The sequence below is a fragment of the Flavobacterium sp. GT3P67 genome, from assembly GCF_004349155.1.
Taxonomy (GTDB): domain Bacteria; phylum Bacteroidota; class Bacteroidia; order Flavobacteriales; family Flavobacteriaceae; genus Flavobacterium; species Flavobacterium ranwuense.
Genome location: NZ_SMLF01000001.1, coordinates 390,312 through 415,493 on the forward strand (window position 1 = coordinate 390,312; position 25,182 = coordinate 415,493).

The 25,182-nt window shown below is 35.5% G+C and carries 20 protein-coding genes; 6 read left to right on the top strand and 14 right to left on the bottom strand.

The features are described 5' to 3' along the window. Positions 1-125: 125 nt before the first annotated feature. The 4 genes from hppD to uvrC form a co-directional block, all read right to left on the bottom strand. A complete protein-coding gene (gene hppD, locus E0H99_RS01660) occupies positions 126-1,286 on the bottom strand; it encodes a 4-hydroxyphenylpyruvate dioxygenase (RefSeq protein WP_131990552.1) in 1,161 nt (386 codons plus the stop codon). Between the two features lie 193 nt (positions 1,287-1,479). Then, entirely contained in the window at positions 1,480-2,637 is a 1,158-nt protein-coding gene (locus E0H99_RS01665; protein WP_131990554.1) for a homogentisate 1,2-dioxygenase, read from the bottom strand. 188 nt (positions 2,638-2,825) lie between these two features. Continuing rightward, positions 2,826-5,024 carry a patatin-like phospholipase family protein gene (locus E0H99_RS01670; protein ID WP_131990556.1) on the bottom strand — a complete coding sequence of 733 codons (2,199 nt, stop codon included), beginning with the start codon at positions 5,022-5,024 and terminating at the stop codon, positions 2,826-2,828. A gap of 74 nt (positions 5,025-5,098) precedes the next feature. Continuing rightward, the gene (gene uvrC, locus E0H99_RS01675) at positions 5,099-6,898 is read right to left on the bottom strand and encodes an excinuclease ABC subunit UvrC (protein ID WP_131990558.1); all 1,800 of its coding nucleotides are present in this window, start codon (positions 6,896-6,898) and stop codon (positions 5,099-5,101) included. A gap of 127 nt (positions 6,899-7,025) precedes the next feature. On the opposite strand from uvrC, the gene E0H99_RS01680 reads away from it, so the two are divergent. From E0H99_RS01680 to E0H99_RS01695, 4 genes are all read left to right on the top strand, one after another. Further along, positions 7,026-8,009: a succinylglutamate desuccinylase/aspartoacylase family protein gene (locus E0H99_RS01680; RefSeq protein ID WP_131990560.1), complete on the top strand. Its 984-nt coding sequence runs from the start codon at positions 7,026-7,028 to the stop codon at positions 8,007-8,009. Next, positions 7,999-8,565: a 5-formyltetrahydrofolate cyclo-ligase gene (locus E0H99_RS01685; protein ID WP_131990562.1), complete on the top strand. Its 567-nt coding sequence runs from the start codon at positions 7,999-8,001 to the stop codon at positions 8,563-8,565. The genes E0H99_RS01680 and E0H99_RS01685 overlap by 11 nt, the downstream gene beginning before the upstream one ends. Before the next feature lie 132 nt (positions 8,566-8,697). Further along, a complete protein-coding gene (locus tag E0H99_RS01690; protein ID WP_131990564.1) occupies positions 8,698-9,537 on the top strand; it encodes a hypothetical protein in 840 nt (279 codons plus the stop codon). Between the two features lie 369 nt (positions 9,538-9,906). Beyond that, positions 9,907-10,104, top strand: a complete 198-nt coding sequence (locus E0H99_RS01695; protein ID WP_131990566.1) for a hypothetical protein — start codon at positions 9,907-9,909, stop codon at positions 10,102-10,104. Between the two features lie 64 nt (positions 10,105-10,168). On the opposite strand, the gene E0H99_RS01700 is transcribed toward E0H99_RS01695, so the two are convergent. The 7 genes from E0H99_RS01700 to gdhA all read right to left on the bottom strand — a co-directional run bounded on the left by E0H99_RS01700 (position 10,169) and on the right by gdhA (position 21,079). Then, complete coding sequence (locus E0H99_RS01700) at positions 10,169-10,768, bottom strand: lipoprotein signal peptidase (RefSeq protein WP_131990568.1); 600 nt, start codon at positions 10,766-10,768, stop codon at positions 10,169-10,171. A gap of 85 nt (positions 10,769-10,853) precedes the next feature. After that, positions 10,854-11,234, bottom strand: a complete 381-nt coding sequence (locus E0H99_RS01705) for a TraR/DksA family transcriptional regulator (RefSeq protein ID WP_131990570.1) — start codon at positions 11,232-11,234, stop codon at positions 10,854-10,856. 7 nt (positions 11,235-11,241) lie between these two features. Next, on the bottom strand, positions 11,242-14,700 hold the full coding sequence (gene ileS, locus E0H99_RS01710) for an isoleucine--tRNA ligase (RefSeq protein WP_131990572.1): 3,459 nt from the start codon (positions 14,698-14,700) through the stop codon (positions 11,242-11,244). Between the two features lie 294 nt (positions 14,701-14,994). Beyond that, entirely contained in the window at positions 14,995-16,032 is a 1,038-nt protein-coding gene (locus E0H99_RS01715) for an alpha/beta hydrolase (protein ID WP_131990574.1), read from the bottom strand. 341 nt (positions 16,033-16,373) lie between these two features. Continuing rightward, positions 16,374-17,087, bottom strand: a complete 714-nt coding sequence (recO, locus tag E0H99_RS01720) for a DNA repair protein RecO (protein WP_131990576.1) — start codon at positions 17,085-17,087, stop codon at positions 16,374-16,376. A 62-nt stretch (positions 17,088-17,149) separates the two neighbouring features. Beyond that, positions 17,150-19,438: a two-component regulator propeller domain-containing protein gene (locus tag E0H99_RS01725; RefSeq protein WP_131990578.1), complete on the bottom strand. Its 2,289-nt coding sequence runs from the start codon at positions 19,436-19,438 to the stop codon at positions 17,150-17,152. 297 nt (positions 19,439-19,735) lie between these two features. After that, positions 19,736-21,079 carry an NADP-specific glutamate dehydrogenase gene (gdhA, locus tag E0H99_RS01730; RefSeq protein WP_131990580.1) on the bottom strand — a complete coding sequence of 448 codons (1,344 nt, stop codon included), beginning with the start codon at positions 21,077-21,079 and terminating at the stop codon, positions 19,736-19,738. A gap of 276 nt (positions 21,080-21,355) precedes the next feature. Between gdhA and E0H99_RS01735 the strand changes: the two genes are divergently transcribed. Beyond that, positions 21,356-22,159: a THC0290_0291 family protein gene (locus E0H99_RS01735; RefSeq protein ID WP_131990582.1), complete on the top strand. Its 804-nt coding sequence runs from the start codon at positions 21,356-21,358 to the stop codon at positions 22,157-22,159. A 75-nt stretch (positions 22,160-22,234) separates the two neighbouring features. Here E0H99_RS01735 and E0H99_RS01740 read toward each other — a convergent pair whose 3' ends face one another. Then, positions 22,235-23,380 carry a cystathionine gamma-synthase gene (locus tag E0H99_RS01740; RefSeq protein ID WP_131990584.1) on the bottom strand — a complete coding sequence of 382 codons (1,146 nt, stop codon included), beginning with the start codon at positions 23,378-23,380 and terminating at the stop codon, positions 22,235-22,237. Between the two features lie 102 nt (positions 23,381-23,482). Here E0H99_RS01740 and E0H99_RS01745 point away from each other — a divergent pair, with 102 nt between their 5' ends. Continuing rightward, on the top strand, positions 23,483-24,226 hold the full coding sequence (locus tag E0H99_RS01745; RefSeq protein WP_131990586.1) for a DUF3298 and DUF4163 domain-containing protein: 744 nt from the start codon (positions 23,483-23,485) through the stop codon (positions 24,224-24,226). On the opposite strand, the gene E0H99_RS01750 is transcribed toward E0H99_RS01745, so the two are convergent. Next, positions 24,219-24,674: a DinB family protein gene (locus E0H99_RS01750; RefSeq protein ID WP_131990588.1), complete on the bottom strand. Its 456-nt coding sequence runs from the start codon at positions 24,672-24,674 to the stop codon at positions 24,219-24,221. The genes E0H99_RS01745 and E0H99_RS01750 overlap by 8 nt on opposite strands. Before the next feature lie 37 nt (positions 24,675-24,711). Beyond that, entirely contained in the window at positions 24,712-25,167 is a 456-nt protein-coding gene (locus tag E0H99_RS01755; RefSeq protein WP_131990590.1) for a DinB family protein, read from the bottom strand. Positions 25,168-25,182 lie beyond the last annotated feature (15 nt).

Here is a 25,182-nt window from a genome sequence, read left to right on the forward strand (position 1 = left end):
TTGCGAGTGCAAAGGTAGCTAACAAATCCAGTTATTTTAGCGAAAAATAAAGTTTAACACAACATTTACAAAGAAACATGTTGTTTGTCGGTTATTTTTTCACAATATGCAAAAATAATGCTTTTTTACAGCGTTCCTCGCAATTGCTGTTCTCTCTCAATTGATTCAAATAGCGCCTTAAAGTTACCCGCACCAAAGCCTTTGGCTCCCATTCTTTGAATAATCTCAAAAAACAAGGTTGGTCGGTCTTGTACAGGCTTTGTAAATATTTGTAATAAATACCCTTCTTCATCGGCATCGACCATAATGGCAAGCTTTTCGATTTCGTTTAAATCTTCTTTCATCATTTTCATATGATCGCCCAATCGCTCCGGAATTGCCTCGTAATACGTATGTGGAGGAGCAGATAAGAATTCTATTCCTCTTGCTTTCAATTGAGATACTGTTTTGATAATATCATCCGTTGCAATAGCGATATGCTGAATTCCAGGTCCACCATAAAAGTCCAGATATTCCTCAATTTGTGATTTTTTCTTTCCTTCGGCGGGTTCGTTGATTGGGAATTTAATCCTTCCGTTCCCATTGGACATTACTTTACTCATCAACGCCGAATATTCGGTATTGATTTGTTTGTCATCAAAGGAAAGGAAATTCACAAATCCCATGACGTCTTCATAGAACTTAACCCAAGTATTCATTTCGTTCCAACCCACATTACCTACCATGTGGTCTATATATTTTAATCCTGTTGGCTCCGGATTGTAATCTGATTTCCATTCTTTGTATCCTGGCAAGAAAACACCATTGTAATTTTTTCGCTCTACAAAAATATGCACCGTTTCGCCGTAGGTATAAATACCCGAACGGACTACTTCTCCAAACTCATCTTTTTCCACTGTAGGCTCCATAAAAGAGCGCGCGCCACGTTTCATGGTTTCTTCATAAGCACTGGTTGCATCTTCTACCCAAAGTGCCGCAACTTTCACCCCGTCACCATGTTTTCTCAAATGTTCGTGTATGGGAGAATCTTGTGTTAATGGTGTGGTTAATACAATGCGGATTTTATCTTGTTTTAGCACATACGATGTTCTGTCTCTTACTCCGGTTTCTAATCCGGCATAGGCCAATGACTGGTATCCGAAAGCGGTTTTATAATAATGTGCGGATTGTTTTGCGTTTCCTACGTAGAATTCTACATAATCGGTTCCTAATAACGGAAGGAAATCTTGCGCTCCTTCAAATATTTTTTCTAGTCCGTATTCTACTGATTTTACTTCTTTTGACATGGTATTTATTTTTTGATTCGGTAAACTAATTTTGGAACGCAGATGATGCGGATAAAACAGATTTACGCGGATTTATTAATTTAAAAAAATGTTGTTATTTATTCTAAAGCCCTAGCCCTGATGGAAGCGGCATCCTTTTTCTGGCTTCTTTAGCCAGAATAAGATAAAGCGCACAGCAGGAAATAGCTCCTTATTATTCTACCCAAGATTTGTAATACTGACCATCATCTAATCCCATGGCTTCTTCGGTTACCATTAAGGGGCGGAACGTATCGACCATTACTGCTAATTCGTGGGTTATGGTTTGGCCAATACTGCGTTCCATTGCTCCTGGTGCCGGTCCATGCGGAATGCCTTTTGGATGCAATGTAATGTGTCCTTGCTCGATATTGTTGCGGCTCATAAAATCGCCATCTACATAATACAAAACCTCATCACTGTCAATATTACTGTGATTATAAGGTGCTGGAATTGCTTTTGGGTGGTAATCATACAATCGCGGACAGAACGAACAAACTACAAATGTTGCCGTTTCAAATGTTTGATGAACCGGTGGTGGCTGGTGCACGCGACCTGTTATAGGCTCAAAATTATGAATACTGAATCCATAAGGGAAATTATATCCGTCCCAACCTACTACATCAAAGGGATGCGTAGCGTAAACGAATTCATGTATCATTCCTTCTTTTTTGATTTTGATTAGAAAATCTCCTTTTTCATCGTGCGTCTCTAATTCTGTCGGCAAGATAAAGTCGCGTTCGCAAAATGGTGAATGTTCTAAATGCTGACCTGATTCGTTTTTATAGCGTTTTGGTGTGTAAAAAGGCGCAAATGATTCGACGTAGAAAAGTCTGTTTTCCGATGTTTCAAAATCAATTTGATAAATCATTCCGCGAGGAATAATTAAGTAATCGCCATATTCGAAAGGAATATTTCCCATCATGGTGCGTAATTTTCCTTTCCCTTTATGGATGAAAATCATTTCATCCGCATCAGCATTTTTATAGAAATAGTTGCGCAACGATTGTCTTGGCGCGGCCAACCCAATAGTACAATCTTTATTGACTAACATCGCTTTGCGACTGTCCAGAAAATCATCTTCGGGCTTCAACTCAAAACCTTTTAACAACAACGATTTTATATTTTTCCCAATGGCAATTTTAGGCTCCACCGAGTAGGATGTTAGAATTTCCTTTACCTGTGTTGGTCTGTGAACGTGATATAATAATGACGAATGACCGTGAAAACCTTCTGTTCCAAAAAGCTGTTCATAGTATAAACCGCCGTTTGACTTTTCGAATTGTGTGTGTCTCTTTTGGGGGAAGTTTCCCAATTTATGATATAAAGGCATGATTCTTTTGCTTAAAAATTAACGTTTAAAAGTTTAAAGTTTTGTCAAACTAAACTTATTTAATTAAATCAAAAAAATGCAACTTATTCAGGATTCCTCTTGATGAGAAATTGCAGATATCCTAATAAACCGCTCCAAGTTGTTTTCATGATAACAAATATCGGAATTATTATTGAATTAAATTACAATTAAAACATAAACCCAATACTAAACCAAGTGTATCCTTTTGCATTTTCCGGAGACCAGGAATATTTTATTTCTATAGGTCCAATTCTTGTTTCTAAACCATACCCTACTGCATAACCTGAGTATTTTGGGATTGAAATCCAATCTACCGTTTCGAAAATTTTATCGCCAACATTAGCAAAGTTTGCCGAAAAATTGAAATGGTTGTTCTTATAAAATTCATAATCAATCGTTCCTGTTGATTTTATATAACTGTTGGCAGCAATACTTAAATAATCATACCCATAAAAATACTTGAAGTTGTTTATAGGATTGTAACCGTAACCTCCCAAAATAAAATTAAAAAAAGAAACACTTTCATTCCCAAAGGAGAAACCGGCATCCGTATGAAATTTAACCGTAACATTTTTAAAAAGTGTTGCAGCCACTCCAAAATCTGCTTTCGCGATGGAAAAAGGCTCAAAAACCCCTGTGTAATCCGAAGACACCAAATACGATTGTATATCCCCTGAAAAATACCATCCTTTTTTTGGGAAATATTTATTATCAAAAGAATCAAATTTCATATAACCAAAAAGACTTAAGTAATTACTATTATCAATTACCGGATCAACATTGGCCAATGTTTCCGACTTTATTTTTAAATATTTTAATTCAATTCCTCCGCCAATCAAAAATTTTTGAACAAATAAAGATTGAAAATAAGCCTGATTTGTTAAATCATGAAAATCAACATTGATTGAATTTATACCCAAAGCACCTAAATCTAAACTGCTTATTTCTTTGGCTACGTTTCTATTAAATTGATTGAACTGCGATTTGAAACCAAAACTCAAATTAAATCCATTCTCTATATAATAATCTAAATTATACCTGATATTATCTCCCAAAACTATATCCAGAGAGGTTCTGTCATTTTTAAAAAATGTTTTTTTATGTGTCAGGTTAATCAAAACGGCACTCTTGAATAAATTGTCATAATGCAATCCAAATTTCAAATACGTTTTTGTAGGATTTTCTTTTAAAGTTAAATTTAAATCATCCCCGTTTTCATTTGCGTCTAATGAATAGGATATAGCACTGAAATTCTGAGTCGCATTGATATTATTTATTCCCTTCAACAAATCATCATAACACGTTTTAGCTCCTGGTTTAAATCTTAATTTACCTATTACATATTCTTTGGTATAATTATCCAATTCATTGCTATTGATGTCTATAATCTGCAAGCTGTCTGTTGTTAATTTTAGATTCGGCTTCTTATACGGGTTAGATTCATCGGCAAGTAATTTTATTTTTTCATAAACTGAGAATGTGGCTTCTTCCCCTTTTCTAATAATTTCCTTTCCTTTGTCGAAGGACACAACTCCGTAATTTTTGACATCCGGCCTTATATAGACCTCCGTTTCTTTTACATTTTTTTTCATCCTTTCAATGGATTGAAGATTTGTAATTTGGACCAAGATTCTCGTGGCATCTTTAAGCTGGCTCCTATCTAACAAATCATTTTGAACATCAACACCTATTATAATATCCGCGCCTAATTTTCGTACTTCCTCTATTGGATAGTTATTAACGACACCTCCATCCACAAGCACCCTTCCGTCAATTTCCACAGGAGAAAACAAAGACGGAAATGCAGAGCTGGCAATCATAGCCTGTGCCAAATTTCCTTTGTTTAACAGCACTTCTTTTCCGGTTTCTATATCAGTTCCAATACATAAAAAAGGAATTGGAAGCTGATTAAAATCTTTAATATGTCTAACGTTTCTGGTAATTCTGTTTAACAAATTATAATTATACATCCCTTTTGACAACGCTTCCGGAATTCCTATTTTGAGTTTACTAAACGGTAAAACGAGCGCGTACAATTCGTCGTTTCTTTTTTCGTAAAAATTTTTGGAAGATCTTGGAATAAAATCGTTTAATAGTTCGTCAAAATTAGTTGCATGAAAAATAGAATCAATCTGACTTGCGTTATATCCTGAAGCATAAAGACCGCCAATAACCGCTCCCATACTGGTTCCGCCAATGTAATCAATCTTGATTCCCGCTTCTTCCAATACTTTCAAAACTCCAATATGCGCAAATCCTTTTGCACCGCCGCCACTTAAAACTAAACCAATTTTTGGTTTCTTTTGCTCTTGCGAAGACACAGTCAGACTTGCAAAAACAATGAATAATAGAATGATTTTCTTCATAAGGTGCAATTTGGTAGTAATAAAATTTGGCGCGATCAGGCATCATTTGCCCAAAATTCAATAATCTAAATTAATCATTCATTAGCAGCCTTGTAAAATTCGATAATTTTTTTGGCTTTAGACATACCTATAACGTCTGAAATTTCTTTTTCTGTGGCTAATTTCAATCTTTTAACACTTTTAAAATGTTGAATTAAAGCCAGCATCGTTTTTTCTCCAATACCGGGAATACTTTCTATCGAAGAATTTAGTGCCGCTTTACTCCTTTTATCTCTATGATGTGTGATCCCAAAACGATGCGCCTCGTTTCGCAATTGCTGGATTATCTTCAAGGTTTCCGATCTTTTATCCAGATACAAAGGAATGGAATCACCCGGATAAAACAACTCTTCCAGCCTCTTGGCAATACCGATTATCGTAATTTTTCCTCGCAAACCCAATTCATCGATACTTTTTAATGCTGAGGATAATTGTCCTTTCCCTCCGTCAATAATGATTAATTGTGGTAAAGGTTCATTTTCGTCCAGCAATCTTTTATATCTTCTGTAAACCACCTCGGTCATCGAAGCAAAATCATCCGGTCCTTCGACCGTTTTTATATTAAAATGGCGATAGTCTTTCTTGCTTGGCTTTCCGTCCTTGAAAACCACACAGGCCGCAACAGGGTTAGTTCCTTGAATGTTTGAGTTATCAAAACATTCGATATGTCTTGGCTCCACCGGCAAACGCAAATCTTTTTGCATTTGCGCCATAATCCTTTTGGTATGTCGGTCAGGATCTACAATTTGCAATTGTTTTAGTTGTTCGATTCGGTAAAACTTAGCATTCCGAATCGACAAATCCAATATTTGCTTTTTGTCTCCCAATTGTGGAACCGTAATTTTTATGTTTTCACCCAAATCAACGTGAAACGGAACGATAACTTCTCGAGACAACAATTGAAAGCGCTCTCTCAATTCGACAATTGCCAATTCTAGCAATTCTTCATCCGTCTCGTCGAGTTTCTTTTTGATTTCCATCGTGTGCGAACGAATAATCGAACCGTGAGAAATTTGTAAAAAGTTAACATAGGCCGCGCTTTCATCCGAAACAATCGAGAACACATCAATATTCGTGATTTTAGGATTTACAATTGTGGAACGTGATTGGTAGTTTTCCAGAACTTCTATTTTCTCTTTGATTTTTTGGGCTTCTTCAAAATGCATATCAGCGGCCAAATTGGTCATGACGCGCTTAAAATCCTTCATACTTTCTTTGAAATTCCCTTTTAGGATTTCGCGAATCGCGTCAACTTGCTTTTGGTAATTTTCTAACGTTTCATGACCTTCACAAGGCCCCATGCAATTGCCAATATGATATTCGAGACAGACCCTGAACTTTCCGCTTTCAATATTGCTTTTACTCAAATCAAAGTTGCAGGTTCGCAGCGGATACAATTCTTTAATCAGTTCTAAAATAGTATTCACGGTTTTGAAACTGGTATAAGGCCCAAAATATTCCGACCCGTCTTTGACCATTCTTCGAGTCGCAAAAATGCGCGAAAAAGGTTCTTTCTTTATGCACAACCACGGATAACTTTTATCATCTCGCAACAATACGTTGTAGCGCGGCAGCAATGTTTTTATCAGGTTATTTTCCAATAACAGCGCATCGGTTTCCGTAGGAACCACAATGTGTTTTATGGTGACAATTTTTTTTACAAGCACATTAGTTTTGGCCGTATCATGAATTTTATTAAAATAGGAAGCAACTCTTTTTTTAATGTTTTTGGCTTTGCCCACATACAGAATTTTCCCTTCCTTATCATAATATTGATATACGCCGGGACCGTCTGGTAAGGTTTGGATTTGTAAGGCTAAAGTTATTGGATTCATGTAACAAAGTTAATCTCAATAATCCCGAAATACAAGTCAATACTCTTGAAATCTCGCATGCGAAATTTTTATCAAAATTTTAGTTTCTAATTCGTTATTATCGTTATTTTTATGGTTTCAAGAACCTATGATAAAAACCAATACCACACCAATCGTAATTTTCGGCGAAAGCATTGTTCCCGGCGAAAGCAAAACCATCAATGTCGAAATTGCCCGATTACACACCACCACAAAACTAAACATCCCCGTTATTGTAAGACGCTCTAAAATTGATGGCCCGGTCGTGCTTTTCTCCGCAGGAATTCATGGAGATGAAATTAACGGTGTCGAAATCGTTAGGCAATTGATCAGCAAGAAAATAAACAGACCAAAAAAAGGTACAATCATTTGTATTCCTATCATAAACGTATATGGATTTGTCAATAAATCCAGAGAATTTCCTGACGGCAGGGATTTAAACAGGGTTTTTCCGGGCAGCAAAACGGGTTCTTTAGCCAGTAGATTTGCCTTTCATATTTTAACGGAGATAATGCCAATTGTACAATATGCCGTTGATTTCCATGCTGGTGGCGCCAGTCGTTTTAATGCGCCACAAATTCGTCTTACCCAGAACAATGAACAATTAAAAATATTAGCCGATGTTTTTAATGCTCCGTTTACGTTGTATTCCAAAAACATTTCAGGTTCTTTCCGAAGTTCCAGTGAAAAAATGAATGTAAAAATGCTGCTTTTCGAGGGCGGTAAATCACTTGACATTAATAATTTTGTTGCTGACGAAGGAGTTAATGGTGCAAAACGCCTGTTGTCTCATCTTGGTATGTTAGATCCAAAACATATCGTTATCAAACCAAAATCGCCTTCAATCTATATTGAAAAATCGGGTTGGATAAGAGCCAAATGTTCCGGATTGTTGCACGATTATAATACTATTGGTAATTTTGTACAAAAGGGAACAATTCTAGCAACTATAACAGATCCGTATGGAAAGTTTGAGCGAAAAGTTAAAGCGCCAAATGATGGTTACGTGATCAACGCCAATCATTCCCCTATTGTTTACGAAGGCGATGCTATTTATCACATGTCAAACACTAATGAAGAGGATGAAGAATAAAACAGAATTACGGCAAAAATACAAAGCCTTACGAAATTCACTTTCTGAAAATGAAATAGAAGAAATGAGTTTGTCTATTGCCAATAAAATACTGGCACTTCCTATTTGGGAGAGAACCTATTTCCATATTTTTCTTCCTATTACGGAACATAAGGAAATCAATACCGAATTTATTCTGCACATATTGTCCGGAAAAGACAAAGAAATAGTTGTTTCCAAATGCGATTTTAAAACGTGTAATTTGGTTCATTTTCTTTTGACGGACAACACCAAAATCAAGAAAAACGAATACAATATTCCAGAACCTATAGATGGAATTGAAGTTCCTTCACATAAAATTGATGTGGTTTTTGTACCGCTTTTGGCTTTCGACATAAAAGGACATCGCGTGGGTTACGGGAAAGGATTTTATGATAAATTTTTATCCGAATGCAAACCGGATGTAATCAAAATTGGACTTTCTTTCTTTGAACCAGAAGAATTGATTACCGATATTTTTGAAGGCGATGTAAAATTGGATTATTGTGTGACTCCAAATTCTATTTACTCTTTTTAATTTTGAATTTGTGCTTTCGCAACTGATAAAATCTAACGCTTCATCTTCATTACTAAATAAAAAATACCCATTTGTAGGTATTTGAACAGATTTAAAGTTTCTATACTTTTGAAAAGTAAAAAAACTTAAGCTATGAAAAGTAAAATCTCACAAAAAAAAATTTGGATTATTTCCCTAATTTCAATTTTCTGTTTTTCTTCTTGCGAAGAAATAGATAGTCTGAATAAAGATATTGATGCTGCAATTGATGACATGTTAGGAATTACGGCGCTTTCGGAAGACTTAAATAAAACAAGTAGCAATTATAATATTATAACTGATATTGTGATTAACAACAAACTTGTTTCAAGCTCTGAAACCAAGATGACATTGCCTACAAGCGTTTCTGTATCTTATACTAAGAAAAGATACACATTAACTGGCAGTAGATGGGATATAGTTACCAATTCATATTCTGGTACTATTTCTAAATCCATGTTTAATAAAACATCAAACGTAGTAAAAATAGTTGTGCAGAATAATACTCCAAGTCTCTCTGTTAATAACGTAGCTGTATCTATTGGTAGTGGTACCGGTGGAACTGGCGGCACAGGCGGATCTGGTACAACTACAGGAGAAACTAAATTAATTGATGTAGATGTAACTGGAAGTGCCTATCAGCTAAAAGTTGTACCATTTACAGTCCCTTCAGGTGTTAAGAGTATGACAGTTAAAACAAATGAACCTACAAACAATTATCGAAATTTGGCAGATTTATTTGTAAGAAGAGGTGCTGCGCCTATCGTAGCTGGTCCCAAACCACCCACTTACCTACCTAAATATACTTGGACTGCCGATTACATAAGCCATACGCCAAACCGGGAAATTAAAAGTTGTACCATTCTTAATCCTCCATCAGGAACTTGGTATGCTGGTCTTTATGGCTTCAACTCTGATTTCCAATCGCGTTTAACTGTAACTATCACAAAATAAAAACCATACATATAAAGTAGGGGACAATGTAGCAACTTTATGAAACATAAAAAAACCTCGCAAATAGCGAGGTTTTTTATTTCTTGACTTGTTTTACCTGCTCTCGTTTGTAGGCCGATTTGTAAATTCGTTTTATGGTAACGAGAGAAATTCATGTATATCTGAGCAGTTCTGGCAGTCATGACAGATCCTTACAGAAAGTTTGAGCACAAAGTTAAAGCACCAAAGACTGTTACATAATAAATGTGAATCATACCCCTATTGTTTACGAAGCCTATGTAAAAGTGGATTATTGTGTGACACCGAATGAAATTCACTGTTTTTAATTTTGATTTTGTATTTTCGCAGCAGATACAATCTAATTAAGTTATGAGAACATTTAAAAATTCAAGATTTGCCGTAAGCGTTATGGTTATTCTATTTGCAGTTTCATTTTCAAACTGTAGCATTCACACCGGAACCAGCAGATCTACCTATAAAGCTAAGAAACTCCCACCGGGTCAAGCTAAAAAAATATATGGAGGGAAAAGTGCTAAACGCTACGCACCAGGACAAAATAAAAATTAATAAAAGAAAAAGACCTATTCAAATCATGAAATAGGTCTTTTTTTATTTTATGAAAGCTTTCAATCTAATGATGATGATGAAATGCTTTTTTATTGAAAAAAATCAAAATTCCAACTCCTGTAGAAATCGCCATATCAGCAACGTTGAAAATAGCATTGAAAAAAGTAAACTCTTTTCCGCCCCAAATTGGTAACCAACTTGGCAAATTTCCATGCCAAAAAGGAAAATAAAACATATCAACTACTTTTCCGTGAAACCATGTTCCATAAGGTTGATCTGAAAATAAAGTAGCTAATTGTTGGTGACTGTCATCAAAAACAACTCCGTAAAAAACAGAATCGATAATGTTCCCGAAAGCTCCAACAAGAATTAATGAAATCGCAACAATTAAATAATCTGAACTCTTTTTTTTGACTGAATCCCACAACCAATATCCAATACCACCAACAGCTGCAATTCTAAAAAGAGTTAAAAATAATTTTCCATGAGCTCCAGGAATTTGAACTCCCCAAGCCATTCCCTCATTTTCAATGAACAGGATTTTGAACCATTTAAATACTTCAACTTCTTCTCCTAAAATAAAATTAGTTTTAATATAAATTTTAGAAACTTGATCAACAAGTAATAAGATAAAAATAAGGAGATACGCTTTTCGTAATGACATTTTATAAATTTTAATGGCGCAAAAATAACAATTTAATCAAAAAAAACGCTCCCAACGGAGCGTTAAATATTGTTTAACAGGATGTTTATCGTTGCAAGTTCTTTGCTTCGATACTCATTGTTGCATGAGGAACGATTTTTAATCTTTCTTTCCCAATTAATTTGCCTGTAACTTTACAAACTCCGTATGTTTTATTTTCTACACGGAAGAGTGCATTTTTCAAATCACGAATAAACTTCTCCTGACGTATCGCCAGTTGAGAGTTAGCTTCTTTAGACATCGTTTCGCTTCCTTCTTCAAAAGCTTTAAATGTTGGAGAAGTATCGTCAGTTCCGTTATTTAAATCATTCATATAGGCACTTTTTATCAAATCTAAATCTGCTTGTGCTTTATGAATTTTGCTAAGGATTATCTCTTTGAACTCTGCTAAATCAGCTTCTGAGTATTTTGTAGCTTCATTTACCATTTTTGTATTATTTTGAAATTAATATCATTGTTTTTATATCGTCAAATTCAATTTCTGTACCGTTTTCTATTTCGTCTACAAAAACCAAATCGCTAGTTAATGTTTCCGATTTTATATACGCTTCGTTTTTAAGAATCGCCTCTTCTAGAATTCCATTTCTTTTCAATTGAACTTTAATTTTATCGGTAACTTCAAATCCTGAATCTTTACGGATATTCTGAATTCTGTTTACCAATTCTCTGGAAATTCCTTCTTGTTTTAATTCTTCAGAAATTGTTATGTCAAGCGCAACCGTTATTCCGTTAGAGTTGGCTACTAACCAACCTTCAATATCCTGTGATGTTATCTCTACATCTTCTAGAGTTAAAATTACGTCATTTCCTGCAATAACAATATTTAGACTTCCGTCCTTGTCCAATTGACTGATTTGCTCTTTTGAAAACCCTTGTATTTCCTTAGAAATCAAGCCCATATCCTTTCCAAAACGTGGCCCGAGCACCTTAAAATTAGGCTTAATTTGTTTCACCAAAACACCGGAAGCATCGTCCAAAAGTACGATTTCTTTCACGTTTACCTCTGCTTTTATAAGGTCAGAAACAGCTTCAATTTCAGCCCTTTGATTGTCGTCAAGTACTGGAATCATTACCTTTTGCAACGGTTGGCGTACCTTTATCATTTCCTTTTTTCGGAGTGATAAAACCAATGATGAAATGGTCTGTGCTTTCTGCATTTTACTCTCTAACATTTTATTAACATAGTTTTCAACCGAAATTGGAAACTCCGCCAAATGTACACTGTCATATTTTTCTGACTGTGTTGCTAAAGTTAAGTCTCTGTAAAGTTTGTCCATAAAGAAAGGAGCAATAGGCGCGCCTAGTTTACTTATAGTTAACAAACACGTATATAAGGTCTGATACGCAGCGATTTTGTCCTGTGCATATTCCCCTTTCCAGAAACGTCTTCTGCACAAACGAACGTACCAGTTACTTAAGTTTTCCTGTACAAATTCTGAGATTGCACGAGCTGCTTTCGTTGGTTCATAATCCGCATAAAAACTATCCACTTCTTTTATCAAAGTGTTCAATTCTGACATGATCCATTGGTCAATTTCCGGTCTTTCCTTTAATGGTATCTCCGCTTCTTCAAATTTGAAACCGTCAATATTCGCATATAAACTAAAGAACGAATACGTGTTGTATAATGTTCCAAAGAATTTTCTGCGTACCTCAGCGATTCCTTCTAAGTCAAATTTCAGGTTGTCCCAAGGATTCGCATTCGAAATCATATACCAACGCGTGGCATCAGGGCCGTATTCTTTTAATGTTTCGAATGGATCTGCTGCATTCCCTAAACGTTTGGACATTTTTTGTCCATTTTTGTCTAAAACCAATCCGTTAGAAACTACATTTTTATAGGCTACTTTATCGAAAACTAAGGTCCCAATAGCGTGCAAGGTATAAAACCAACCACGCGTTTGATCGACTCCTTCGGCAATGAAATCCGCTGGAAAATCTTTATTTTGGTCAATTTTATCTTTGTTTTCAAAAGGATAATGCCATTGCGCATACGGCATGGAACCCGAATCAAACCAAACGTCAATCAAATCAGCTTCCCGTTTCATCGGTTTTCCCGAAGCAGAAACCAAAGTAATTTCATCAACTACATTTTTATGTAAATCAACTAAATCATAATTGGCTTCCCCCATATTTCCAATTTCGAACCCTTTGAAAGGATTTTCTTTTTGGAAACCTGCAGCGATAGATTTTTCAATTTCGTTGTATAATTCTTCTACAGAACCAATTAGAATCTCTTCCGTTCCTTCCTCAGTTCTCCAGATTGGCAATGGAATTCCCCAATAACGAGAACGTGATAAATTCCAGTCGTTGGCGTTTTTTAACCAATTTCCGAAACGGCCTTCTCCGGTAGCTTTTGGCTTCCAATTAATCGTCTCGTTTAAGTCAAACATTCTGTCTCTAACATCCGTAATTTTTATGAACCAGGAATCTAAAGGATAATATAAAATAGGCTTGTCGGTTCTCCAGCAATGCGGATAACTGTGTACGTATTTCTCAACTTTGAACGCTTTGTTTTCTTCTTTTAATCGAATGGCGATTTCAACATCTACAGAACGTTCCGGCGCTTCCCCATCGTTATAATATTCATTTTTCACATATTTGCCGGCATATTCACCCATGTGAGACGTGAATTTTCCCTGTAAATCTACTAACGGAACTGGAGTTCCATTTTCATCCAAAACTAACATCGGCGGAACTTCAGGAGTTGCTTCTTTGGCAACTTTTGCATCATCAGCACCAAATGTTGGCGCCGTATGCACAATTCCTGTTCCGTCTTCGGTGGTTACAAAATCTCCCGAAATTACCCTGAAAGCATTTTCCGGATTTTGGTATGGCAGAACAAATGGCAATAATTGCTCGTAACGTATATCAACCAAATCCGAACCTTTACATTCAGCCAAAACCTGATACGGAATTTTCTTATCGCCTTCTTTGAAATTTTCAAAATCAGCTGGTTCAGCACTTTCGAAGAAACCTTTTCCGAATTGTTTTCCAACTAAATTCTTAGCCAAAATCAATGTTGCCGGACGGAAAGTATATTGATTAAATGTTTTTACTAATGCGTAATCGATTTTTGGACCTACAGTCAAGGCAGTATTACTTGGCAATGTCCAAGGCGTTGTTGTCCAAGCCAAGAAATAGATTTCGTCTAAATCTAACGCTTCTAGCTTGTAATGCTGTAAGTTTTTTGAAGTGATATAATCATAAAACCTAGAGAACAACAATTCTTTGTGTGCATCAATCACTTTAAACTGTGCCACAACCGTCGTGTCCGTTACATCTCTATAACTTCCCGGCTGGTTCACTTCATGAGAAGACAATCCTGTTCCTGCTTTTGGAGAATACGGTTGGATTGTGTAGCCTTTGTACATCAAATCCTTGTTGTAGATTTGTTTCAAAATCCACCAAACCGTTTCCATATATTTAGACTTATATGTCACATATGGATCTTCCATATCAACCCAATAGCCCATTTTTTCGGTCAAATCATTCCATACGTCTGTATAACGCATCACGGTTTTTTTACACGCTTCGTTATATTCTTCGATGGAAATGGTTTTTCCAATATCTTCTTTGGTAATGCCTAATTCTTTTTCGGTACCTAATTCCACAGGCAAACCATGAGTATCCCAGCCCGCTTTACGTTTTACCTGAAACCCTTTTTGAGTTTTATATCTGCAAAAAATATCCTTAATCGCACGCGCCATTACGTGGTGAATTCCAGGCAATCCATTTGCCGAAGGAGGACCTTCAAAAAACACGAATGGTGGGTTTCCTTCACGAGTGGTTACGCTTTTCTCAAATATATTTTCTTTCTTCCAAAAATCAAGTACTTCTGACGCTACCGTTGGTAAGTCAAGTCCTTTGTATTCAGTAAATTTTGTGCTCATTTTATCCTTTTCTAAATCGAAGTGCGAAAGTAATAAATAGTTATGAGTTATGAGTTATGAGTTATGAGTTTTTGTGTTAGCGAGCGTATTGAAACCCTCTTATGGAGTTTGTGCAGAATAAAATTAAAGTGAATCGCACAAACCAAGTAAAATGACAGTAAAAGCTTGTTTAAGTCCAAATTAATTTTCTTAAGAAAGATTTCTATTTTGATTAATAAAAAAAGTATCCTGAATTTTAGATCCAGGATACTTTTTTATAAAACTTACATTTAGTTATCGTTACAAAATCAAGATTTATTTAAGTGCTTTTTTTAATTCAGAAGCGGCTTGTAACAAAGCTGATTTAGTTCCGGGAATTGTACTTAATGCATTTAACAAACCCCAATCGTGAATCATTCCATTATAACGAGTTGCAGTAACTTTTACTCCTGCTTCATCTAATTTACGGGCATAAGCTTCCCCTTCATCTCTTAAAATATCATTTTGCGCAGTTAATACCAATGCTGGCGGTAATCCTTTCAGCTGACTGCTTGTAGCCTGCAAAGGTGAAGCGTAAATTTCTTTACGTTGTTTCGGGTCAGTTGTATAATTATCCCACATCCACATCATTAAATTTTTAGTCAGAAAACGATCTTTGGCAAACAAGTTATAGGATTCAGTTTCAAAATTAGCATCGGTAACTGGCCAAAATAAAACCTGCAATTTAATGTTTGGTCCTTTTTTTTCTTTAGCCATCAATGCAACAACGGTAGCCATGTTTCCTCCTACGCTGTTTCCCGCAACCGCCATTCGTTTCCCATCAACTCCAATTTCTTCCCCATGATCAGCTACCCATTTTGTAGCATTATAGGCTTGGTTGATCGCAACCGGGTAATGCGCTTCGGGAGACGGCGAATAGTTAACAAAAACCGCTGCCACACCCGATTCTACGACTAAATCTCTAACCATTCGTTGGTGAGTAGGAAAATCTCCAAGAACCCAGCCTCCACCATGAAAGAACATAAATACTGGCAATATGCCTTTTGCATTTTCAGGTTTGACGATGTTTAATTTAATGTTTTGTCCATCGGTAGCAATCATTTTCTCTGTAATAATTATACCTGACATATCAACTTTCACAGCTGATTGTGCGTCACTCAGTACGGCCCTGCCTTCTTTAGGTGGCAATTGTTCTATAGGCTTGCCAGTTCCTGAATTAAGAACCTTCAAAAAACCTCTGATATTGCTTTCGATGTTTGGATCTTGTGAAGCATCTTTTGTTTGTGCAGACGCCTCACTAGAAAAAGCAATTGCTAACAATAATGTTCCTGCTTTTTTTAATTTTGATTTCATTTTATGTATTTTAAATTTAATGATAGAAATACAATCTCCAGATAAATTCAATAGAATAAAAAGTTCAAGATTTTTTGTCCTAATAAATTATTTTTTGAGATATAGCGTTTTAAAATTTAGCTGACAATATATTTGTAGGGTTACCAAAAAGAGATATGTGGCAGTCAAAATAATGGTTTTCAGTAGGTTGAAAGTTCAAATAAATAATTATATCAAATATAGTAAATAATTATTCGCTAATTTTAAAAAAATAAATTCTTTGAATAGCATTATTAATTTAAATCAGAAAAATAAAAAACTGCAATGGATTCTTGATTATCTGACGATTTAAACTAAATAAATCAAGAGAAAACTTCTTTCAAAACGTCTAATGATTTTGGTTTTTTAAAGCCATCCAAATGAAAACTGTAGTAGTCGATAAGTATTCTTAAAACTATTTGTCTTTCAATGACGTGGAATGTTTTTTGATTGTTATCGAATTTTAAATCAATCAGTTTTTTGAACAAATTACTTTCATGTTCCGTGAGCGAACTGATGGCATTAAAAGGGGTAAAAACACCTTCGTTCATTTCGAAAAAAGGCATATCCATATTAGAAACATCAGGATAAAAACCCAAATATTTTGTGGTTTCCAATAATAAAATTAAATGAAAATTAGCAATTTCATCATGGTTGTCCAACCAGTGCAAGGCAGTTTCTAAAAAGATGAAAAGATGTTCGTTCGTTTCTTCTTCATGAATGGAATGATGCAGCATTTCTGAAACAAACATCACAATCGTGCTTTTATAAATGTCCGAATGGATGGAATGAAAAGGAGAAGCGATTTTTATTTCCTTGAAATTTTCTAAAGTGCCTTTGTTTTTATGAACCGCTTCAATTTCGAGAATAGTCAACGGTTGAAAATAGGCGATTTTCTGATTGGCTTTTCGGCTCGAAAAAGCATCCCGAACGAAGTACGATTTCAAACCATGAGAAAGCGTAAAGCATTTCACAATCAAGCTTTTTTCCTGGAATTTTAAGGTTGAAAGGACAATGGCTTTGGTTTTTACGAGCATATTAATTACGAATTATTAATTACGAAATTACGATTTGGAATTCGTAATTTGGAATTCGTAATTTACCTGATTATCATTACTTTTTTAACTTTCGTTTCCACTCCGTCTTGTGCCGAAATAAAAATCATATAAACTCCCGAAGCCACTTTGTGTTTCCCAAAAGCGGTAGTATCCCATTCTATTGTTCCGCCTTCGGAAGTGGTTTCATAAACCAGATTCCCTTCGATATCGGTGATTTTGATGTTCGCCTTATCTAATAATCCCGCAATTTTAACGGTTCCTTGGTATTCCGGGCGCACTGGATTCGGATACACATACGCATTGCTTAGATTGTCATTTGGCGCAGTAGCAGTTCCTTTGAAAGAAATTAAACCTTTGGCAGTAGCTATAAAAACTTCGCCCGTAGCGCTATTGATATCAATGTCATTGATAGCATTGCTGGGCAACGGCGAATTATTTATCGTAAAATGATACTTGGTTTCCTGACCGTTTGGCGAGACCAAAAACAAACCCGAATCGGCGGTGCCAATCCATTTATTATTGGCTCCATCAACAGCAATATCAGTAATAAATTGCTCGTATAATAACTCTTGCGCCAGATTATCGTCTAAAATAACTATGGGGTTCGTTGTCATCTGGTCTTCCGTTTGAAAACTGCCAACATTCGGCAAAACCCGCAATCCTTTTGTGGTCCCTATCCAAAGTTGGTTTCTGGCGTCCACAGCAAGTGTCCTTACATTTGAAATAGGCAAATTCCCGGTATCTGGTCCAGTTGTTATTTTTTTGAAGACATTGTTACTTTCATTAAAACCAATAACCCCATCTTCACTGGTAGAAAGCCATTTAGTTCCATTTTTATCAATAGCTATTGTTCCAAAATTATTGTCAATAGCCGAATCAAGAATATTATCCATAGCATAACTTTGCCATTGACCATTAGATTTAAATACTTTCAATCCATTTTTTATTCGGCTGGTGGTGACCCAAAGATTTCCTGATTTATCAAATGCCTTTCCGTTAACCCTTATATCTATATAATTAGGGCCCACAAAGGTCAAAGATTCAAGACCACTATTGGTTTGATTGTACAAAATTTTTGGTATGTCATTTTCTATTTTTAGCAAACCCGAAAAAAAAGAACTCGCATATACTTCGTTTTCATTGCTTGGATTTACCGTAATTCTGGTCATCGATTGTGCTCCTAAAACTTCTTCATACGGAATATTCAGCCATCCAGTTCCACTAAATTTACTGATACCGTAACTGTCTAATGGGTACGGATTATAATCTGCCGAATAATCTCCGTAAACCGTCCAGAGCGCACTTGTCGTGGCGTCAAGCGCAAATATATTGTTCCGAGAAGGGCCGATAGGCGTTATATTTTCGAAAGTTACTCCCGAAGAAAGTGAAGCTGTAATCAATCCATTTTCTTTTGTTCCAATGAAAATAGCATCCCCAATTATTGTTGCAGACGTAAAACTCGGAGTACTGTCCGTGATTTGATTTGTATTTATTTGACGCACCAAAGCCATCTGATTGTTGTAAATATAAATACTGTTTAGAGTAGTCACTATTACATAACCTGCTGTTGCTCTCATGTCCAATGAAGGTTGAGAAAGGGCAATAAATCCTGTAAAGGAATTGGAAACAGAATTAAATTTATGAATGTATCCCGCAGCATTAATGGCATACAAATCCGTTCCAAAAGTTACAATGCTTAACCAATTTCCAGTTGCGATTGTTTCCCATTGATTGTAATCGATTAAGTTTTTATTGGAAATATTGGCTCTTCTTATTCCGTTATTTGTGGCTGCATAAATAAATCCATTAAAGAGTGCTGTTTGGTTTACTATGATTTCGGCTCCGTTGTCACCAATAAAATAAGTGTCCCCAAATTGCATGGTAGCCAGATTAAATTGAACAATTCCAAAATCACAGGAAACATAGGCAACGCCTTCAAATTCCATGAAGTGATTGATTTTTTTTATATTTGGAGAAAGTTGCTTATTGATAATATCGACTACATTCAGCATCGTTCCATCAGCTTCATTAATCACTATTATCAGTCCGTTTTCGTACCCTACAATTGTTTTATTGAATGTTGCACTGTGGTATACCGATGAAATAGTCTGTCCGGAAAGCCCGTCAATGGTATTCGTTGTTTTAATTACGTTTGTAGATACGTTTTTTGAAAACAGAGCATTTTCGGAAGCAGCAAAGACAGCCGTTGCAGATTCTGAGATATCTTTAATTTCATTGTAAGAGAAATACCCTTGCCACGACAAGTTACTTTGGGCAAAACCCATTTGAATAAAAAGTAAAAGCAAAAAATATAAACCGCTCTTTTTCATTATTTGCATCAATATTGGTTTACAAATATAGAACAAACGAAAGTCTTAGCATTTTGTTACGCAAAAAAAAGCCTTTCATCCGATCCCGAAGCTCAGGATAGTGAAAGGCTTTTAAATAAGAGATTTTTGAATGATGATTAACGATTTTTAATTTCAGATTTATTTTAAAATTAACGACCCATTTTATTATAAAAATTAAATTTTTAAATAATTCCATCTTTTTGCAAATCTGAAATCAAAAATCGTTAATCAAAAATCTTAAATATAAAGTATCAAAATTCCTTAATCAAAACAATATTATACCACTCCTTGAGCAAGCATAGCATCAGCTACTTTTACAAATCCGGCAATGTTTGCACCTTTTACATAGTTCACATATCCTTCTTTGTCAGTACCGTATTTTTTACATTGATTGTGTATTCCAACCATGATTTCTTTTAATCTGGAGTCCACTTCTTCACTGGTCCAGTTTAAACGAATAGAGTTTTGTGTCATCTCTAATCCTGAAGCTGCAACGCCACCTGCATTTGCTGCTTTACCTGGAGCAAAAAGCACTTTAGCCTTCAAGAACAGTTTGATAGCTTCTAAAGTACAAGGCATATTCGCCGCTTCAGTTACACAAATAACACCATTTGCAATTAAGTGTTTAGCATCTTCCTCGTTCAACTCATTTTGAGTAGCACAAGGTATAGCAACATCCACTTTTACTTCCCATACACTTTTCCCTTTGTGGAAAACTGCATTTGGATATTTTTCTAAATAAGCTTCGGCTTTATTATCTCCTCTGGCTCTCATTTCAAGCATAAATTCAATTTTATCTCCAGAGATTCCTTCTTCATCATAAATATAACCATCAGGACCAGAAATAGTAACTACTTTTCCTCCAAGATCATTTACTTTTAAAGCTACTCCCCAAGCAACGTTACCAAATCCAGAAATAGAGACTCTTTTTCCTTTGATGTTTTGACCAATAGTATTCAGCATTTGTTCTGCAAAATAAACCACTCCGTAACCTGTTGCTTCCGGTCTGATTAAAGAACCACCATAAGCCAATCCTTTTCCGGTTAAAACTCCGGTAAACTCATTTTTTATTCTCTTGTATTGACCAAATAAATACCCGATCTCTCTGGCTCCAACTCCGATATCCCCAGCAGGAACGTCTAATTGCGGCCCGATGTGTCTGCACAATTCAGTCATGAAAGACTGACAAAAACGCATCACTTCCCCATCAGATTTTCCTTGTGGATCAAAATCAGATCCTCCTTTTCCTCCACCCATTGGCAAAGTAGTCAAACTGTTTTTGAATACTTGTTCAAAAGCTAGAAATTTAAGCACTGATAAATTTACTGTATGATGAAAACGAATTCCACCTTTGTAAGGTCCAATTGCTGAATTCATCTGAATTCTAAAACCCCTATTTACTTGAATTTCTCCTTTATCGTCTACCCAAGGGACACGAAATATAATAGAACGCTCAGGTTCAGCTATTCTGAGAAGCAAATTTTTTCCGTCGTATTTTTTTTGCTCTGCAATAAATGGAATTACAGTCTCTGCAAATTCCCTAACAGCTTGAATAAATTCAGGTTCATTTGGATTTTTGGCCTCAACTTGAGCCATAAAATCATTTATTTTTAGTAACATAGATTATAAATAATTTAATTAAGAAAACGATTTCGTTATAATTCACAAAGATACATTTTATAAAAATATTCAGACTCTGTTTTTTTCGATTTCTAAATAGAATTATCTTTTTATTACCCATTTTCAAACAATTGTGTTTATGATACACTCATTTAAACCAAATGACTAGGACTTTCGTAACTAAATAAGAATTTGTCTGCTTATTTTAATTTCATTTTTATAATAGCCATGTATGATGTTTTTATATATTTGTCAAGATTAGAAAAGCAACCACTAATGGTCAAACAAACAATCCTCTTTTTATTAATCTGTTATGGATTTTCGTATGATGCAAACGCACAATTCGGCGGATTTTCACATGAGATAGGAGTAATAGCAGGGCCCGTTGCCTTTCAATCTGACTATGGGGAACGTTATGATCTTTCAACAAACTCGGGGAATACGGGAATTGGTATCGGAATTATTCACTATCTCAACTTTTCTTATAAAGCAGAATGTAACTGTTATACGCCTGAAACTTATTTTAATGACCATTTTAAATTAAGATCAGAACTTTCTTATAATAAAACCGAATTAGAACATTTTGGACAATGGGTTGAAGGCAAACCTTCGCGAGGAAAAGAGCAATTGAAAGCAATGACTGGGAGTACCGCAGTAACTAATATAGGAATGCAGCTGGAATATTTCCCGTGGAGTATTCGTGATTTCACTGCAAGAACAGGAAGTTTTGGACCATTTATCAGTCTTGGTGGACAATTCAGTTATTACAATGCCGAAGCCTCATCAACCTTGGGTCCATTAGGAACTCCTTTGACTACATTTCCTAAATATTTGACTCCAACAGACGGGCGTCCTTATGGGTTTTCAACCGAAGGAGGAACCGTTTGGTCCATTGTTTCCAGTGTGGGAACTCGTTATAAACTAACTCCTTTACAAGATTTAATGATTGATTTAAGATTTCAATATTTTTTCTCCAATTGGGTAGATGGTTTAAATCCTAATCCGGAACTTTACAAAGAAAACAAGGCAAATGACTGGTTGGTTTGGCTCAATGTGGGTTATATTTATTACTTACAATAGTAGAAATACAATTATTATAAAAAGCAAAAACCCCCAATTCTGAAATTTAGAATTGGGGGTTTTGTTTTTATTAATTTATGCTAACGCTTGTTTCAAGTCTTCGATCAAATCCTCAGCATCTTCTATACCTACACTTAATCGAACTAGATCATCTGTAATCCCAACTTCCTTTCGTTTGTCTTCCGGAATGGAGGCATGCGTCATCAAAGCGGGATGATTCGCTAGTGATTCCACACCGCCTAAAGATTCAGCAAGTGTGAAAACGTTTAGTTTCTCCAGAAAATCAATTGCATCTTCTTTTTGTCCGGAAACAAAAGTAAATGAAACCATTCCTCCAAAACCACTCATTTGCTTTTTGGCAATTTCATGATACGGATGGCTTGGCAAGCCTGGATAATATACTGTTTTAACTTTTGGATGACTGTTCAAAAACTCCACTACTTTTCCTCCATTTTCACAATGTCTTTCGACACGCAAATGCAAGGTTTTAATTCCTCTTAATACCAAGAAACTGTCCATTGGCCCCAATGTTGCTCCAGTCGCAAATTGTTGAAAATGCAATTGTTCTCCAAGTGCTTCATCTTTTACAATCAAAGCGCCGGCAATAACATCAGAATGGCCTCCCAAATATTTAGTTGCAGAATGCATTACGATATCTGCTCCCAGGTCTAATGGTTTTTGCAAATAAGGCGTTGCAAAAGTATTGTCAACAGCAAAAAGAATTTTCTTTTCCTTGGTGATTTTTGCAATTTCTTGAATATCGGCCAATTTCATCAAAGGATTCGTTGGTGTTTCTACCCAGACCAGTTTCGTGTTTTCGTTGATTAATGACTTGAATTTCTCAATGTCATTCATATCCACAAAATGGAATTTTATTCCGGAATTTTTATAAATACGGGTAAACATTCTATAGGTTCCACCATACAAATCATCCATGGAAATGATTTCGTCACCAGCCTTAAAAGAACGTAAAACACAATCTGTAGCTGCTAATCCTGACGAAAAAGCCAATCCTCGTGTTCCATTTTCAATACTTGCTAATGCATTTTCAAGTGCGCTTCTGGTAGGATTTGCAGCCCTACTGTACTCATAATCTGGATTTATAGGTTGCCCAGGGCTAGTTTGTACAAATGTTGACGTTTGATATACTGGCGGCATAACTGCTCCCGTACTTGGATCATGATGCTGACCTCCGTGAATAACCTTCGTATTGAATTTCATATCTTTTAATTTTAAAATGCTAAATATCTTCACAAATTTACCTTTTAATTTATTTTAACCAAGCACAAGTAGGTACCTTTGTATTTAATTAACAATTTTGATATGAAGCACTTCCTAATTTATACTTTATTCCTTTTTTTAATAACAGGTTGTTCGAACGAATTGGCTTTTAAAGACCAATCTTTTCAGAAAAAAACAACTTTACCATGCAACGAAAATTGCCCTGAAATAACTGTAAAAATACCTGTTGCGAAAAACGACCCTATTGTAGCGGACAGCATCAACAAAAAAGTGTTTTCAGTATTGAAAGAGATTATTTATTTTGGCGAAAAACCATATACATCAACAGATTATAATGGATTGTTAGCCTCATTTATTGATTCCTATGAGAAACTCCAAAAAGATTTTCCGAATGACACCTTTGGCTGGGAAGCTGAAATTAAAGGAAGTGTAAAACACCAGTCCGAAAGTGTTTTGAATATAGAAATCAACCATTACACCTATACGGGTGGCGCTCACGGATATCAAGGATTGCGTTCATTGCTTTTTGACCCCACTACCGGAAAATCCATTTCAAATGAGGAATTGTTCAATGACAAAGAGACTTTCAAGGCTTTCGCCGAAAAAAAATTCAGAGCCAAATATAAAATCCCTGCAAACAAATCAATCAATACAACCGGATTGATGTTTGAAGACGAGAAATTCAATCTTCCCCAAAATATTTTCTTTACCGATAAAGGATTGCTTCTTTATTACAATTCCTATGAAGCCGCATCGTATGCTGATGGCCCAAAAGAATTATTGTTGCCTTATAAAGAAGTAAACGATTATTTGGCTGTTAAATAAACTTTCGGATACTCATCATGATTCCAGTATGAAGTGCTTCGTGATAGTAATTGAAAGCCATTGCATCTTCGGCAGTTTTTATCGTAAAACCGGTCATGGTGGTGAATTCCTGGAAATTTTTGAACACTTTGTTCTCTAAATCCACTTTGGTTTGATTGATGGTTTCAAAAAGAAAGGATTGAATTTCATCTACATCAGCCTGCGTTACGTCTTGTTCCGGCTTGGTTCCTCTTTTATATTTCTCGACCATTTCATCTGAAATCATCATAGGCAAACCTGACAATTTGTAAACCAACATTTGCTGAACCACAACAATATGCCCAATATTCCAAATCAGATTATTGTTATAGCCTTCCGGAATTGTGTTGAGTTGCTCTAATGTATATCCTTGTAAAAATTTTGATAATGTATTTCTACTGTTTTCGGTAACGCTGAATGTTTGATGCATTTTTCTATTTTTTTTATAAAACAATTATTTTTTTGACTTAAATAAACTTTCTGATACTCATAATCACTCCCATGTGTAATGCCTCATGATAGTTATTAAAAGATAAAGCATCTTCAATATTCTTAATGTTTAAGCCTATTGAAGTGGTATATTCCTGATAATTTTTAAAAATTTCATTATTAAAATCAACTTCGGTTTGATTGATTGTTTCAAAAAGCAACGACCGAATTTCTCCAACCTCAGCCTGAGTAACATCTTGAATCGGCTTGGTTCCTCCTTTGTATTTATCGAACAACTCGTCTGATATAATCATAGGCACTCCCGAAAATTTATAGACCAACCTTTGTTGTGTAACCACAATGTGAGCGATATTCCAAATCAAATTATTATTAAATCCCGGAGCCATTTTATTCAATTGTTCCAAAGTATAATTTTCCAGAAATTGGGACAACACTTTTCTACTCGCTTTGGCAACATCGAATGTTTGATGCATTTTTTTATTTTTTTG

What these genes read in the sequence shown, in the direction of transcription:
- hppD (WP_131990552.1), bottom strand. Translation starts at nt 1,286, where the DNA reads ATGTCAAAAGAAGTAAAATCAGTAGAATACGGACTAGAAAAAATATTT.
- E0H99_RS01665 (WP_131990554.1), bottom strand. Translation starts at nt 2,637, where the DNA reads ATGCCTTTATATCATAAATTGGGAAACTTCCCCCAAAAGAGACACACA.
- E0H99_RS01670 (WP_131990556.1), bottom strand. Translation starts at nt 5,024, where the DNA reads ATGAAGAAAATCATTCTATTATTCATTGTTTTTGCAAGTCTGACTGTG.
- uvrC (WP_131990558.1), bottom strand. Translation starts at nt 6,898, where the DNA reads ATGAATCCAATAACTTTAGCCTTACAAATCCAAACCTTACCAGACGGT.
- E0H99_RS01680 (WP_131990560.1), top strand. Translation starts at nt 7,026, where the DNA reads ATGATAAAAACCAATACCACACCAATCGTAATTTTCGGCGAAAGCATT.
- E0H99_RS01685 (WP_131990562.1), top strand. Translation starts at nt 7,999, where the DNA reads ATGAAGAATAAAACAGAATTACGGCAAAAATACAAAGCCTTACGAAAT.
- E0H99_RS01690 (WP_131990564.1), top strand. Translation starts at nt 8,698, where the DNA reads ATGAAAAGTAAAATCTCACAAAAAAAAATTTGGATTATTTCCCTAATT.
- E0H99_RS01695 (WP_131990566.1), top strand. Translation starts at nt 9,907, where the DNA reads ATGAGAACATTTAAAAATTCAAGATTTGCCGTAAGCGTTATGGTTATT.
- E0H99_RS01700 (WP_131990568.1), bottom strand. Translation starts at nt 10,768, where the DNA reads ATGTCATTACGAAAAGCGTATCTCCTTATTTTTATCTTATTACTTGTT.
- E0H99_RS01705 (WP_131990570.1), bottom strand. Translation starts at nt 11,234, where the DNA reads ATGGTAAATGAAGCTACAAAATACTCAGAAGCTGATTTAGCAGAGTTC.
- ileS (WP_131990572.1), bottom strand. Translation starts at nt 14,700, where the DNA reads ATGAGCACAAAATTTACTGAATACAAAGGACTTGACTTACCAACGGTA.
- E0H99_RS01715 (WP_131990574.1), bottom strand. Translation starts at nt 16,032, where the DNA reads ATGAAATCAAAATTAAAAAAAGCAGGAACATTATTGTTAGCAATTGCT.
- recO (WP_131990576.1), bottom strand. Translation starts at nt 17,087, where the DNA reads ATGCTCGTAAAAACCAAAGCCATTGTCCTTTCAACCTTAAAATTCCAG.
- E0H99_RS01725 (WP_131990578.1), bottom strand. Translation starts at nt 19,438, where the DNA reads ATGAAAAAGAGCGGTTTATATTTTTTGCTTTTACTTTTTATTCAAATG.
- gdhA (WP_131990580.1), bottom strand. Translation starts at nt 21,079, where the DNA reads ATGTTACTAAAAATAAATGATTTTATGGCTCAAGTTGAGGCCAAAAAT.
- E0H99_RS01735 (WP_131990582.1), top strand. Translation starts at nt 21,356, where the DNA reads ATGGTCAAACAAACAATCCTCTTTTTATTAATCTGTTATGGATTTTCG.
- E0H99_RS01740 (WP_131990584.1), bottom strand. Translation starts at nt 23,380, where the DNA reads ATGAAATTCAATACGAAGGTTATTCACGGAGGTCAGCATCATGATCCA.
- E0H99_RS01745 (WP_131990586.1), top strand. Translation starts at nt 23,483, where the DNA reads ATGAAGCACTTCCTAATTTATACTTTATTCCTTTTTTTAATAACAGGT.
- E0H99_RS01750 (WP_131990588.1), bottom strand. Translation starts at nt 24,674, where the DNA reads ATGCATCAAACATTCAGCGTTACCGAAAACAGTAGAAATACATTATCA.
- E0H99_RS01755 (WP_131990590.1), bottom strand. Translation starts at nt 25,167, where the DNA reads ATGCATCAAACATTCGATGTTGCCAAAGCGAGTAGAAAAGTGTTGTCC.